Genomic DNA, 13,786 nt, shown 5'->3' on the forward strand with positions numbered 1-13,786 from the left:
TTGCTTTTTTTACGAAGATTCGTTTATCTTTGCGCAGATAAAAAATCCTGCCTTATGAAGATTCTTTATTATATATATCAGGTTTGCATTGCTCTGCCCATTTTATTGGTATTAACTATTTTAACGGCAATTATCACGATTGTAGGCTCTCTGCTGGGGGGTGCCCATTTATGGGGATACTATCCGGGAAAAATCTGGTCGCAACTGGTTTGTTTCTTCTTGCTGATTCCCGTGAAAGTTCGCGGCCGTGAACATTTGCATGATGAGACATCGTATATCTTCGTCCCGAACCATCAGGGCTCATTCGATATTTTCCTGATCTACGGTTATATCGGAAGGAATTTTAAATGGATGATGAAAAAAAGCCTGAGGAAGCTGCCGTTTGTAGGAAAAGCCTGCGAGAGCGCCGGACATATCTTTGTCGATCGTTCGGGGCCAAAGAAAGTATTGGAGACTATCCGGCAGGCAAAATCATCGCTCAAAAACGGTGTATCTCTGGTGGTTTTTCCCGAAGGCGCACGTACATTCACGGGACACATGGGATATTTTAAGAAAGGAGCTTTCCAATTGGCGGACGATCTGCAACTCGCCGTCGTACCGGTTACCATCGACGGTTCGTTTGAAATTCTGCCCCGTACCGGAAAATGGATACACCGCCACCGCATGATATTAACCATACATAAGCCTATCCCTCCGAAAAGCAAAGGAATGGAGAATATCAGGGCAACGATGGCGGAAGCTTATGCGGCAGTAGAGAGCGGCTTGCCCGAGCGATATAAAGGTATGGTGAAAAACGAAGACCAAGACCGCTGAGAAAACTTGAAAGGAAATCGAAGTGTTTGAGAGCAATGCGGAAACCCTTTTCGATTTCCCGTTTCATTCTTTTTGTACGGAATGTGCCTGTTCCATTCGCTGATGTTCTTCAATGAGCTTCATATTCTCTTTTGCTTTTGTCAGAAACTCCTTCACCATCGGATTACTTTTGAAAGAATAGGGAGCATCCTTGACAATGTCATCAATTTGCGGCGTCATGACAGGATAAGGTAAAGAGCTGCACAGCATCATAAACACGTTAGGGCCCAGTACAGTCTCGTAATTCTCGGCAATAAAGCTCTTCACATACCGATTTATTGTGTTCAGAAGCGAATCGCTTTCCGCAGCCAACTGTTTGTGGATCTCCGCCAGATCGCGTCCCTCCATTACCATGCGGGTTTCTTTCTGTTCCAGCTCCAGAAGACTTTCCTCCATTGCATTTCTTTTCGCAATAAAATCATAAAGCGAAGTATTCAAAGGAGTTCCTGAAGCTTTCAGATCGGTATTGCTGATCGTGACCTTTATTTTTCCTTTTTCCAGTACAATCGGCATCAAGCTTTCATCGTCCATATAGAGCGACACCATCTCCACGGAATCCATCTTTCCTTTCATTGAAAACAACCCGTGAATCACTTCCGCCGAATCAAGTTTCACCCATTCCTCTCCACGCAAAATTTTCAGATAAATCATTTTTCCGTCCAAATGATTGACGGAAGAAGTCCCTTCTATTTTATATGTATGGCTGCATGCTGCCAACAAAGGAAGTAGAAATAAAAAAGAGAATAATCTGTTCACGTTTCTTTTATTCATAATAATTTCCAGAACAAATTTACAACTGATTCGGACTATGAAGAAACATTTTATCAATATTTAAAATTTGTAAGTCTCTTTTCTTTAATAATACTTATAAAACAGAGAAAGAAAGGCATTTATTTCATTTACTTTACCTAAATTTGCAGTTATGGAAAAAACCACTTATGCCCCTTTCGCCAAGCCGCTTTACGTAATGGTAAAGCCTGTGGGAGCAGTATGTAATCTTGCATGCAAATATTGCTATTACCTCGAAAAAGCGAACCTATATAAAGAAAATCCGAAACATGTGATGAGCGACGAACTTCTGGAGAAGTTTATCGACCAGTATATCAACTCGCAAACCATGCCTCAGGTGCTTTTCACCTGGCATGGCGGCGAAACGCTTATGCGTCCTCTCTCTTTCTACAAAAAAGCCATGGAGCTCCAGAAAAAATATGCCCGCGGACGCACGATCGACAACTGTATCCAAACCAACGGAACGATGCTCACCGACGAATGGTGCGAATTTTTCCGCGAAAACAACTGGCTGGTAGGGATCTCTATCGACGGACCGCAGGAGTTTCACGACGAATATCGCAAAAACAGGCAGGGGAAACCCTCTTTTGTGAAAGTGATGCAAGGAATCCGGCTCCTGAAGAAACACGGGGTAGAATGGAACGCAATGGCGGTAATCAACGATTTCAATGCCGACTACCCGCTCGACTTTTATCGTTTCTTCAAAGAGATAGACTGCCGTTATATCCAGTTTACACCAATTGTGGAGCGTATTTTTACACACGAAGACGGACGACATCTCGCCTCTCCGTCGGAAGATAAAGAAGGGAAGCTTGCAGACTTTTCGGTTACTCCCGAACAGTGGGGAAATTTCCTCTGTACTATTTTCGACGAATGGGTGAAAGAAGATGTAGGCAAGTACTACATACAGCTGTTCGACTCGACTCTTGCCAACTGGATGGGCGAGCAACCCGGCGTATGCACCATGGCAAAGACCTGCGGGCATGCGGGCGTGATGGAATTCAACGGAGACGTTTATTCATGCGACCACTTTGTTTTTCCGGAATATAAATTAGGAAACATATACAGCCGCACTTTGGTGGAAATGATGCACGGCGACCGGCAGCAACATTTCGGCAGGATGAAATATGAATCGCTCCCCACTCCATGCAAAGAATGCGAATATTTATTTGCCTGCAACGGAGAATGCCCGAAAAACCGCTTCAACCGGACGGCAGACGGACAACCCGGACTGAACTACCTGTGCAAAGGGTATTATCAATTCTTCCATCATGTAGCTCCATACATGGACTTCATGAAAAACGAATTGATGAATCAACGTCCTCCCGCCAATATTATGGAGGCCCTAAAAAAAGGAACCTTGAAAATAAACAATTAATATATCTATTTTTTTAACTGCTAATAAAGACCAATGAACAGACTAAGACTTTATGTGTTGGCGCTCACAGCGCTGATAGCGTGCTCCGCAAAAGCGGACGAGGGGATGTGGTTGCTGCAATTGATGCAAGAGCAGCATTCCATCGACCTGATGAAAAAACAGGGATTAAAGCTGGAAGCCGGCGATTTGTACAATCCGAACGGCGTGTCTCTGAAAGACGCCGTCGGCATCTTCGGAGGCGGATGTACCGGAGAAATCATCTCTCCGGAAGGATTGATACTGACAAACCATCATTGCGGGTACGCATCGATCCAACAACACAGCAGTGTAGAACACGATTATCTGAGCGATGGATTCTGGGCTACCTCAAGAGAACGGGAATTGCCTACGCCGGGACTCAAATTCGTTTTCATCGAACGGATCGAAGATATTACCGATATCGTGAACGCCAAAATAGCGGCTAAAGAGATTACCGAATCCGAATCGTTCGGCGGCACGTTTCTGAAAAAACTGGCTGAAGAACTTCATGAAAAGAGCGACCTGAAGGGTAAAACAGGCATTGTACCGCAAGCGCTTCCTTTCTATGCCGGAAACAAATTTTACTTGTTCTATAAAAAGGTGTACACGGATATCCGGATGGTGGCGGCTCCCCCTTCATCGGTCGGCAAATTCGGCGGCGAAACCGACAACTGGATGTGGCCGCGCCATACAGGAGACTTTTCCATCTTTCGCGTTTATGCGGATGCCAATGGAGAACCGGCGGAATATAGCGCAAGCAACACACCGCTGAAGACCAAAAAGCATCTGACTATTTCGCTCAAAGGAATAAAGGAAGGGAATTATGCCATGGTGATGGGATTTCCCGGAAGCACCAGCCGTTATCTTACCGTATCGGAAGTAAAAGAACGCATGGAAGCCGAAAACGAACCCCGCATACGGGTACGGGGCGCTCGCCTGGCGGTGCTGAAGGAAGCGATGAACGCCAGCGACAAAACACGTATCCAATACGCCAACAAATATGCCGGTTCGAGCAACTACTGGAAAAATTCGATCGGCATGAACAAAGCCATCGTCGGCAACGACGTATTGGGCACAAAAGCCGGACAGGAAGCCAAGTTCGCCGAATTTGCCCAAGCGCAAAACAAGCCGGAATATATCGATGTGGTAAAGAAAATCGACGAAATGGTGGCAAAAACCGCCCCTGTTAAATATCAACTGACAACTTTATCGGAAGTCTTCTACAGAGGTATCGAATTCGGTAACATCACTTTGGAAAAACTGCGGAAGGCATTGGCCGAAAAAAACGACTCGTTGATACAGGCACGACTGAAACACCTGCCGGAAATCTTCGAAACCATTCACAACAAAGATTACGACCATGAGGTAGACCGGAAAGTAGCGAAAGCATTGATTCCGCTTTATGCGGAAATGGTTCCTGCAGAGCGTCGTCCTTCCATCTACAAAGTGATTGAACAGAAGTATAAAGGGAATTACGATACATTCATCGACGAGATGTACGACAATTCTATCTTTGCCAATCGCGCAAACTTCGATAAATTCATGAAAAATCCGTCGGTGAAGGCAATCGATGAAGACGTGTCATTGCAGTATGCGGCCTCCAAAAACGAATTATACGACAAACTTGCCGGACAATTGAAAGAGCCGAAAAAAGAATTGGACTTACTGCACAAAGCATACATCCGCGGACTGGGCGAAATGAAACTTCCCGCCCCATCGTATCCGGATGCGAACTTCACACTGCGCCTGACTTATGGAAACGTGAAATCGTATAGCCCGAAAGACGGAGTGCATTACAAATACTACACAACGGCCAACGGTATTCTTGAAAAAGAAAATCCCGAAAACCGTGAATTTGTGGTTCCTGCCAAACTGAAAGAACTAATCGAGAAGAAAGACTTCGGCCGGTACGCCCTGCCAAACGGTGAAATGCCTGTCTGCTTCCTGTCCACCAACGACATCACGGGCGGCAACTCCGGCAGTCCCGTTCTCAATGAAAACGGCGAACTGATCGGTTGTGCCTTCGACGGCAACTGGGAGTCGCTGAGCGGCGATATCAACTTCGACAACAATCTTCAGCGTTGTATCAATCTGGATATCCGCTATGTACTGTTTATTCTCGAAAAATTGGGCAATTGCGGACATCTTATTAATGAAATGACTATTGTAGAATAATGAAGAAACAAGTATTATTTACACTTTTTTCATTGGCAACCCTCAGCATCCACGCCGACGAAGGGATGTGGATGCTGACCGACCTGAAGGCGCAGAACGCGGTTGCCATGAGGGAACTGGGACTTGAGCTTCCTATCGAAGAAGTATACAATGCGAACGGACTTTCGCTGAAAGACGCGGTTGTACACTTCGGAAGCGGTTGTACGGGAGAAGTCATCTCTTCCGAAGGATTGGTATTGACCAATCATCATTGCGGTTACGGAGCCATCCAACAACACAGCAATGTGGAACATGATTACCTGACGGATGGTTTTTGGGCGATGAATCGCGACGCGGAACTTCCGACACCGGGACTGACCGTCACTTTCATCGACCGTATTCTCGACGTGACCGACTACGTCAACGAGCAGTTGAAGAAAGACGAAGATCCGGAAGGTACCAACTATCTGTCGCAAACGTACCTGAACACGGTAGCCCAACGCTTCGCAAAAGCGGAAAACATAGAAGTGACTCCTGCCACTAAGCTGGAATTGAAAGCATTCTACGGAGGAAATAAATACTACCTCTTCGTGAAAACGGTGTACAGTGATATACGCATGGTAGGCGCCCCGCCTTCTTCGATCGGCAAGTTCGGGGCGGACACGGACAACTGGATGTGGCCGCGCCATACGGGAGATTTCTCTCTATTCCGAATTTATGCCGACAAGAACGGCAAACCGGCTCCATACTCCAAAGAGAACGTTCCTTTAAAGGTGAAGAAACATTTAAAGATAAGCCTTGCCGGCGTGCAGGAGGGCGATTTTACTTTTGTCATGGGCTTCCCCGGACGTAACTGGCGGTACATGATTTCCGACGAAGTGGAAGAACGGATGCAAACCACCAATTTCATGCGCCACCACGTTCGCGATGTCCGCCAAAAAGTTCTGATGGAACAAATGCTGAAAGACCCTGCCGTACGTATTCATTACGCCAGTAAATACGCTTCTTCAGCCAATTACTGGAAAAATGCCATCGGCATGAACGAAGGACTGGTGCGACTAAAGGTACTCGACACGAAGCGGGCGCAGCAAGAAGAGCTGTTGGCTCACGGTCGTGCCAAAGGAGACGACTCTTACCGGAAAGCATTCGATGAAATACGCTCGATCGTGGCGCAACGGCGTGATGCTTTATACCATCAGCAAGCAATAAACGAAGCGTTGGTTACGGCGCTCGATTTTATGCGTATTCCCTCAACGGCAACCTTAGCCGCAGCTTTGAAAGCGAAAGACAAGCAAAAGATACAAGCGGCAACGGTAAAATTGAAAGAAGAGGGCGAGAAGTTCTTCGCTTCCGTGCCGTTCCCCGAAGTGGAACGTATGGTGGGTAAAGAAATGTTGAAAACGTATGCCGGATACATCCCTGCAACGCAACGAATCACGATCTTCGAAGTCATAAACAAACGCTTCAAAGGGGATAGCGACGCATTCATCGACGCGTGTTTCGAACACTCGATTTTCGGTAACCGGGCGAACTTCGACAAATTCATCCGAAAGCCGAACTTGTATAAAATAACCCACGACTGGATGGTGTTGTTCAAACACTCCATAACCGATGGTATATTGAACACCGCCATCGCCATGAAGGCGGCCAACGAACACTACAATGCCGCCCACAAAGTATGGGTAAAAGGGATGATGGATTTGAGACAGGAGAAAGGAATTGCCATCTATCCGGACGCAAACTCTACGCTACGCCTCACCTACGGACGGGTACTTCCGTACGAACCTGCCGACGGAATGGTGTACGAAGCACATACTACGCTGAAAGGCGTAATGGAAAAGGAAGATCCCGATAATTGGGAATTTGTGGTTCCGCAGAAGCTCAAAGAACTATATAAGGCGAAAGATTACGGACGCTACGGCAAAAACGGTGAAATGCCTGTTTGCTTTATCGTCAACACGGACAATACGGGAGGAAACTCCGGAAGTCCGGTGTTCAACAGTAAAGGGCAATTGATAGGAACCGGATTCGACCGGAATTATGAAGGCCTTACCGGAGACATTGCTTTCCGTCCTTCTTCGCAGCGGGCTGCCTGTGTGGATATCAGATACACATTATTCATCATCGACAAGTTTGCAGGCGCTTCTCATCTCATCGATGAGCTGTCTATTGAAGACTAACAAACAAGAAAAGATTGGGACGCATATTTCGTATTCCGGAGCACGCATCATCAACGTGCCCCGGTCTGCGGAAATATGCGTCTTTCTTTTTCTTTATCTGTTTTGGCGATGAACAAAAAAACAAACATCTCCGTTATATCAAAACAGAGATTTGAACCAACAGCCCGATAAGGCAAAATACAATTTAGAAAGGATAGATTATGGAAAAATTTGAAGATTTAATAAAGTCGCCGACTCCCGTTTTAATAGACTTCTTTGCAGAATGGTGCGGCCCGTGCAAAGCAATGAAACCCGTCTTGGAAGAAGTAAAATCAATGGTCGGAGATAATGCCCGCATCGTGAAGATAGATGTCGACCAACACAGAGAACTGGCCATACAACACCGCATACAAGCTGTTCCCACGTTCATATTATTTAAAAACGGTCGGGCAGTATGGAAGCATTCGGGTGTCGTACAAGCCAAAGAACTGAAAAATGTAATCGAACAAAACTATTAAAACATCAAAAATATGAAAAAGATCTTAGCAGGAATTGTGTTCGGGATAATCTGCACATTGGGGTATGCAGGAGATGTTCAGGCACAAAACCCGCAACATAAAAAAGGAACCGTAAGCAACAGCGAAGTAATCCAAATGGACAAAGCGATGTTTCTGAAAGAGGTGTTCAATTACGAGAAATCCAAAGACTGGAAATATCAGGGCAATAAACCCGCCATTATAGATTTGTACGCCGACTGGTGCGGCCCTTGCCGTCAGGTAGCTCCCATCATGAAAGAGTTGGCAAAAGAATATGCCGGGAAAATCGTTATCTATAAGGTAAATGTCGACAAGCAAAGAGAGTTGGCATCGCTGTTTAACGCCACAAGCATTCCGCTTTTCGTGTTCATCCCCATGAAAGGCGAGCCCCAACTTATGCGTGGCGCGGCAAGCAAAGATGCTTACAAAAAAGCAATAGATAGCTTCTTGTTGAAATAAGAATAAAAGGTTAGTCATCAGCGAATGCGGATCGGTACGAAACCCTCACGAGAGAGGAGACTCTCGCTGACGGGCCCTGTATCGGTCCGCTTCTTCTTTTCCGGTATCGCTGACGAGGAAAGCGCCCGACCGGGCTACTTGAAGTATCCCACCGGATGATTCAACATCAACATCTGCCCCTTTCTCAGTTTTAAAACAGTCCGTAAAGCGGTATCATTCATTGTGGCACGGGGAACAGTGGCCAGATGCGCCGCAGCACAAAACACAGAAATGTTTTGCGATACAATCCCTGCGTCCATAGCTCCTATCAATTGATAACGCGTATTGCCCGCATCGCCGAAACGGGCAATATCGCTTACTAAAACCAATGACACGGGAGCCGTCTTTACAAAATCCTGTCCTGCGGCAACCGCTCCGCGATGATCGCCTTCGGCCACCAAATGCAGGCGATGACTCTTGGCATCGTACAAATAACTGCCTTGAGGCAATACCACATAGATGTCGACTTCTTGCTTATTCATTGCCGAGGGGGCCGTACGTTTGCCCGAAGCAGGACGATTCACTCCATTGGCTGCCCACAGCAAATCGGAAAGATCGGACAGACTCAATGCTTTCGATGCATACTCGCGTGTGGATTGACGCTCGGACAATGCTTTCATTACCGTACCTCCACGGTTCAGGTTCGGCTTAGGGAGTTCAATCACCTTATCGGCAGCAAAAGCCGCCGCAAGAGAAAACACCGAACCCAACAAAAACAGCTGTAATTTTCTCATGATCGTACTATTTTATGGTTGACAGACAAATATAGCCGAAAAAATCTATTTATAAACACACTCCATAAAAATATACTAAGCACGTTTAAAGCCAAAATAAAAAATGTCCGGCCAATTCTCGAAAATAAAATTTCACCTCCGCCAAGATTATAATCCGGAGCAGAGGTGAAATTGTTAACTGAGAACTTGTCAGACAGTCTCTTTAAAGTCTCTTATAAAGCTGATTATTTCTTATCACCGAAATAACGGTTGTAAAGTCCTTCAAAACCTTTACCGTGACGGGCTTCGTCCTTGCACATCTCATGTACCGTATCGTGGATGGCATCCAAATTCAAAGCCTTGGCACGGGTAACGATTCGTTTCTTATCTATCTTCACATGCACCTTGCTCGGCTTACATACGTTTCTCAGGGACAGCGTCACCTTCGTGAACATAGCCGCAGACAGTATATCTAAACTTTTTCATTTTCTCAGAATTTTAAATTAATTAGTCAATTACCCTTATATATCTTTTCTTAAGCAATTCTTACATATACCTTTATAATAAAGGTGGACTTCCATTGCCTGATGATCGTCTATTTCCCGACTTTCCGATTCTTTCATAAAATCGGGACAATCCAGATCGTAAATCCGGCCGCATTTCTTGCAGAGGAAATGAGCATGGGGCGAAGTATCCGCATCGAAGTTCGTATTCCGGTCATCGATCGTAAGCATCGATGCAACTCCCTGCTCCGAAAACAGTTTCAAAGTATTATAAACGGTTGTTTTCGATAGTGTAGGCATAGAAGGAGACAAGGCAGTATATATTTCATCAACCGAAGGATGTGTCCGGTTGTCCATCAGATATCCCATAATAGCGATACGCTGCATGGAAGGCTTTATGTTATGTGCCAGCAGCCGGTCGTACGCTTTCATCTTCCTCCCTCCTTTACAGAGTTGTATTAATTACAATTATTTATCTAATGCAAATGTAGAAATTCTCGGTTTTATTTGCAAACAAACCCGTTTTTTTTCAATAATAGTTCGGTCCGGCGAAACTATTTCCTATTTTTGCATGAGTATCTAAACAAAGAATAAGATGAATTACGGATTCGTTAAAGTAGCCGCAGCCATTCCACAGGTGAAAGTGGGCGACTGCAAATTCAATGCGGAGAGAATTGAAAGCCTGATTGCCATAGCCGAAGGCAAAGGAGTAGAGATAATCGCATTTCCGGAGTTGAGCATCACCGGATATACCTGCGGCGATTTGTTCGGACAGCAACTTCTGCTTGAAGAAGCCGAGCGCAGGCTTATGCAGATTCTGAGCAACACCCGCCAGCTCGACATTATCGCCATCGTGGGCATGCCGGTTGTCGTCAACTCAACGGTAATCAATGCGGCCGTAGTGATTCAGAGAGGGAAAGTGCTGGGCATAGCGGCCAAAACTTATCTGCCCAATTATAAGGAGTTCTATGAACAGCGCTGGTTTACTTCGGCCGCTCAACTCAGTGAAGAAAACGTACGCCTCTTCGGACAGACTGTTCCCATCGGGCCTAACCTGATTTTCGAAACATCGAATGTCAAATTCGCCATAGAGATATGCGAGGACCTCTGGTCGGCGATACCGCCCAGCTCCTCGCTCGCATTGCAAGGCGCAGAGATTTTGTTCAACTTATCTGCCGATAACGAAAGCATCGGAAAGCATCGGTACCTTTGTTCACTCATCAGCCAGCAATCGGCGCGTTGCATCGCAGGATACGTGTTTTCATCCTGCGGATTCGGCGAATCTACCACCGACATCGTTTTCGCCGGCAACGGAATGATTTACGAGAACGGTTCCCTTCTGGCGCAAAGCGAACGATTCAGCATGGAAGAACAGTTGATAATCAGCGAAATCGATGTGGAACGCATACGGGCGGAACGAAGAGTGAATACCACTTTCGCCGCCAATCAGGCGAATTTGGAAGGGCGCAAAGCTGTTTTAATTCCTACCGAACTCGTAAACAGTAAGGAACTGATATTGACTCGGGAGTTCGACCCGCACCCGTTCGTGCCCAAGGGATCCGAACTGGACGATCGTTGCCGGGAGATTTTCTCCATTCAGGTAGCGGGGCTGGCGCAACGGTTGGTACATATCGGAGCGAAGCAGGTGGTTGTCGGCATATCCGGCGGACTCGATTCCACATTGGCACTGCTTGTCTGCATAAAAGCTTTCGACAAGCTGAAACTCCCGCGCAGGGGAATCATCGGAATCACGATGCCTGGATTCGGAACAACCGACCGCACTTACCACAACGCCATCGAGCTGATGCGCTCATCGGAGGTGTCGATTCGGGAAATCAGCATCAAAGAAGCCTGCATCCAACATTTCAAAGATATCGGGCATGACATCCGTGTACACGACACAACGTATGAGAATGCCCAAGCACGCGAACGTACACAGATTTTGATGGACGTAGCCAACCAAACGAACGGAATAGTGATAGGGACGGGCGACTTGTCTGAGCTGGCACTGGGATGGGCTACATACAACGGCGACCACATGTCGATGTACAGCGTCAATGCAAGCATTCCGAAGACGTTGGTAAAATATCTGGTACAATGGGTGGCCGAAAACGAGATGGAGGCCACTACGCGGACGACCCTCCTCGATATTGCGGATACGCCCATCAGCCCCGAATTGATTCCGGCGGATGAGAACGGAGAAATCAGCCAAAAGACGGAAGACTTGGTAGGCCCTTACGAACTGCACGATTTTTTCCTTTATTACTTCATGCGTTTCGGCTTCCGCCCTTCGAAGATTTGCTATCTGACAACAATGGCGTTCAAAGGCAGCTACGACGAACCGACTGTCAGGAAATGGCTTTCTACCTTCCTGCGCCGTTTCTTCAGTCAACAGTTCAAACGTTCTTGTCTGCCCGACGGCCCTAAAGTAGGAAGCATCTCACTGAGTCCGCGCGGCGACTGGCGGATGCCCAGCGACGCAAGCGCCGCAATCTGGCTGAAAGATGTGGAGTTTGAGAGGACTTAAAGCGTGCCGAATCCGGTAGGCCGTGGCATTTATAAACCAATTATCGGAAGTTTCAGTTTTTTCCCATCGGGGAAACTATTTTTTCCCACTGGGGAAACTTTTGTTTCATGCTGGGAACTATCAGCGGAAAGGGCATTAGAGAGAGGATGAGAGGTAAGTGAATGGAAATGAGGGCGATTTGCGCCATGTCTCGGTGGTTTGCATTGAGGGATAAAGTGCAGAAGATGTGGATTTATGCAGAAGTTCCGTTACCAAATCGTTAGTCCATTTCTCTAATGGTAACGAAGAGGTAAGAGAAGGTAACTGACAGAAGAGTGTTCGGTAACTCACCGTGCCTTTATTTCGGTGCTTATGCTTTGTATTACAATGTTTTGCGTAGCTTAAAACGCTTCGATAACGGGTAACTTTGCCCATAAAAACAGAAGCGTATGCAAAAAGAAAAATTCAAGGTTTTGCTCTACCTGAAAAAGAGCGGATTGGACAAGTCGGGGCAAGCCCCGATAATGGGACGAATAACCTATGGGCGAACAATAGCCCAATTTAGTTGCAAGCTTTCATGCGACCCCAAGCTGTGGAATGCTCGTGAGAGCAGACTGAACGGCAAAAGCCGTGAAGCAGTGGCAACGAATAGCAAGTTGGAACGCTTGCTTCTCTCGGTACAGTCGGCTTATAGAGTTCTTTATGAGCGAGGGATTTTCTTTACAGCGACAGACATCAAAGAGCAGTTCCAAGGAAGTATGCAAACTCAAATCACCTTTTTGGAACGATACGACCGAATGGTCAAGGAGATGAAGCAAAAGGTGGGTATAGAAATAAAGGCGACGACTTTAAACAGTTACTACACTACTCGTAAGCACTTGCAAGCCTTTATCAGCGAGAAGTACCACACGACAGATATTTCTTTCGGACAGATAGAGGAAGATTTCTTGGAATGCTTGCAACATTATTCTGTTGGGAAGCTGGGGCATTCGCAAGGTCATTATCGTAAGATGGCTTTGGCGGTGAAGAAAGTCTGCCGCTTGGCGTATCGTGAGGGCTTGACAGAGCGACAACTATTCGCTCACGTAGAGATAGAACGAGGAGAGAACAAACAACCTCGTGCGTTGGACAGAGCTTCATTGGATAAGTTGCAAGCCTTGATTTTTGAACCGCATGAAATAGAGTTGGAGACTGCTCGCAATCTCTTTCTCTTTTCTTGCTTTACGGGGGTCGCCTATTGCGATATGGTCGCCCTTGGTCGGGAGCATCTCTTTACGGACGATGAGGGGGCGTTGTGGCTGAAGTTCCGCAGACAAAAGACCGATACGCTTTGTCGTGTAAAGCTCTTGCCTGAAGCCGTACACTTGATAGAGCATTTTCAATCTGACGAACGAAACACGCTCTTTGCTCCCATTGCCTATTCGGCTTATCTTACCCAAATCAAAGCCTTACAACTTCGGGCTGGCATTTCTATTCCCCTTTCGGCACATGTCGGGAGGCACACCTTTGCCACGCTAATAACATTGGAGCGAGGTGTTCCCATCGAGACGGTCAGCCGAATGCTGGGGCATAGCAACATCCAAACGACCGAACGATACGCCCACGTCACCCCGAAAAAGCTCTTCGATGAGTTCGAGCGATTTCTCTCTTTCACCGAAAACTTAACCTTAACTCTATAAG

11 protein-coding genes and 1 pseudogene are annotated in these 13,786 nt (G+C 46.5%); 8 read left to right on the top strand and 4 right to left on the bottom strand.

The genetic code is table 11. The annotated features are described in order from the left end of the window. Window positions 1-54 precede the first annotated feature (54 nt). Entirely contained in the window at window positions 55-813 is a 759-nt protein-coding gene (locus GGR07_RS11245; protein WP_122056565.1) for a lysophospholipid acyltransferase family protein, read from the top strand. A 63-nt stretch (window positions 814-876) separates the two neighbouring features. On the opposite strand, the gene GGR07_RS11250 is transcribed toward GGR07_RS11245, so the two are convergent. Then, window positions 877-1,623 (bottom strand): DUF4369 domain-containing protein, encoded by a 747-nt coding sequence (locus GGR07_RS11250; RefSeq protein ID WP_021646121.1) that lies wholly within the window; start codon window positions 1,621-1,623, stop codon window positions 877-879. Between the two features lie 151 nt (window positions 1,624-1,774). On the opposite strand from GGR07_RS11250, the gene GGR07_RS11255 reads away from it, so the two are divergent. From GGR07_RS11255 to GGR07_RS11275, 5 genes are all read left to right on the top strand, one after another. Continuing rightward, window positions 1,775-3,019: an anaerobic sulfatase-maturation protein gene (locus GGR07_RS11255; RefSeq protein ID WP_021646122.1), complete on the top strand. Its 1,245-nt coding sequence runs from the start codon at window positions 1,775-1,777 to the stop codon at window positions 3,017-3,019. Window positions 3,020-3,052: 33 nt separating this feature from the next. Further along, window positions 3,053-5,212 (top strand): S46 family peptidase, encoded by a 2,160-nt coding sequence (locus GGR07_RS11260; RefSeq protein WP_034543011.1) that lies wholly within the window; start codon window positions 3,053-3,055, stop codon window positions 5,210-5,212. Then, window positions 5,212-7,371: a S46 family peptidase gene (locus tag GGR07_RS11265; RefSeq protein WP_122056564.1), complete on the top strand. Its 2,160-nt coding sequence runs from the start codon at window positions 5,212-5,214 to the stop codon at window positions 7,369-7,371. The genes GGR07_RS11260 and GGR07_RS11265 overlap by 1 nt, the downstream gene beginning before the upstream one ends. A 200-nt stretch (window positions 7,372-7,571) precedes the next feature. Continuing rightward, a complete protein-coding gene (trxA, locus tag GGR07_RS11270) occupies window positions 7,572-7,868 on the top strand; it encodes a thioredoxin (protein ID WP_021646126.1) in 297 nt (98 codons plus the stop codon). Window positions 7,869-7,880: 12 nt separating this feature from the next. Then, window positions 7,881-8,345, top strand: coding sequence for a thioredoxin family protein (locus GGR07_RS11275; RefSeq protein WP_021646127.1), 465 nt, complete (start codon window positions 7,881-7,883; stop codon window positions 8,343-8,345). Between the two features lie 134 nt (window positions 8,346-8,479). Here the strand turns inward: GGR07_RS11275 and GGR07_RS11280 are convergent, their stop codons facing one another. From GGR07_RS11280 to GGR07_RS11290, 3 genes and pseudogenes are all read right to left on the bottom strand, one after another. Next, entirely contained in the window at window positions 8,480-9,118 is a 639-nt protein-coding gene (locus GGR07_RS11280) for a SagB/ThcOx family dehydrogenase (RefSeq protein WP_021646128.1), read from the bottom strand. Window positions 9,119-9,342: 224 nt separating this feature from the next. Beyond that, window positions 9,343-9,486: pseudogene (locus GGR07_RS11285) on the bottom strand (NADH peroxidase); the annotation flags it as partial. A gap of 132 nt (window positions 9,487-9,618) precedes the next feature. After that, entirely contained in the window at window positions 9,619-10,032 is a 414-nt protein-coding gene (locus GGR07_RS11290) for a Fur family transcriptional regulator (protein WP_034543009.1), read from the bottom strand. A gap of 163 nt (window positions 10,033-10,195) precedes the next feature. Between GGR07_RS11290 and GGR07_RS11295 the strand changes: the two genes are divergently transcribed. Beyond that, window positions 10,196-12,127 (top strand): NAD(+) synthase, encoded by a 1,932-nt coding sequence (locus GGR07_RS11295; protein WP_021646131.1) that lies wholly within the window; start codon window positions 10,196-10,198, stop codon window positions 12,125-12,127. Window positions 12,128-12,555: 428 nt separating this feature from the next. After that, the gene (locus GGR07_RS11300) at window positions 12,556-13,785 is read left to right on the top strand and encodes a site-specific integrase (RefSeq protein WP_034543008.1); all 1,230 of its coding nucleotides are present in this window, start codon (window positions 12,556-12,558) and stop codon (window positions 13,783-13,785) included. The last annotated feature ends 1 nt before the right edge of the window (window position 13,786 follow it).

It is taken from the genome of Bacteroides pyogenes (assembly GCF_014196225.1).
Taxonomy (GTDB): Bacteria; Bacteroidota; Bacteroidia; order Bacteroidales; family Bacteroidaceae; genus Bacteroides; species Bacteroides pyogenes_A.

What these genes read in the sequence shown, in the direction of transcription:
- GGR07_RS11245 (WP_122056565.1), top strand. Translation starts at nt 55, where the DNA reads ATGAAGATTCTTTATTATATATATCAGGTTTGCATTGCTCTGCCCATT.
- GGR07_RS11250 (WP_021646121.1), bottom strand. Translation starts at nt 1,623, where the DNA reads ATGAATAAAAGAAACGTGAACAGATTATTCTCTTTTTTATTTCTACTT.
- GGR07_RS11255 (WP_021646122.1), top strand. Translation starts at nt 1,775, where the DNA reads ATGGAAAAAACCACTTATGCCCCTTTCGCCAAGCCGCTTTACGTAATG.
- GGR07_RS11260 (WP_034543011.1), top strand. Translation starts at nt 3,053, where the DNA reads ATGAACAGACTAAGACTTTATGTGTTGGCGCTCACAGCGCTGATAGCG.
- GGR07_RS11265 (WP_122056564.1), top strand. Translation starts at nt 5,212, where the DNA reads ATGAAGAAACAAGTATTATTTACACTTTTTTCATTGGCAACCCTCAGC.
- trxA (WP_021646126.1), top strand. Translation starts at nt 7,572, where the DNA reads ATGGAAAAATTTGAAGATTTAATAAAGTCGCCGACTCCCGTTTTAATA.
- GGR07_RS11275 (WP_021646127.1), top strand. Translation starts at nt 7,881, where the DNA reads ATGAAAAAGATCTTAGCAGGAATTGTGTTCGGGATAATCTGCACATTG.
- GGR07_RS11280 (WP_021646128.1), bottom strand. Translation starts at nt 9,118, where the DNA reads ATGAGAAAATTACAGCTGTTTTTGTTGGGTTCGGTGTTTTCTCTTGCG.
- GGR07_RS11290 (WP_034543009.1), bottom strand. Translation starts at nt 10,032, where the DNA reads ATGAAAGCGTACGACCGGCTGCTGGCACATAACATAAAGCCTTCCATG.
- GGR07_RS11295 (WP_021646131.1), top strand. Translation starts at nt 10,196, where the DNA reads ATGAATTACGGATTCGTTAAAGTAGCCGCAGCCATTCCACAGGTGAAA.
- GGR07_RS11300 (WP_034543008.1), top strand. Translation starts at nt 12,556, where the DNA reads ATGCAAAAAGAAAAATTCAAGGTTTTGCTCTACCTGAAAAAGAGCGGA.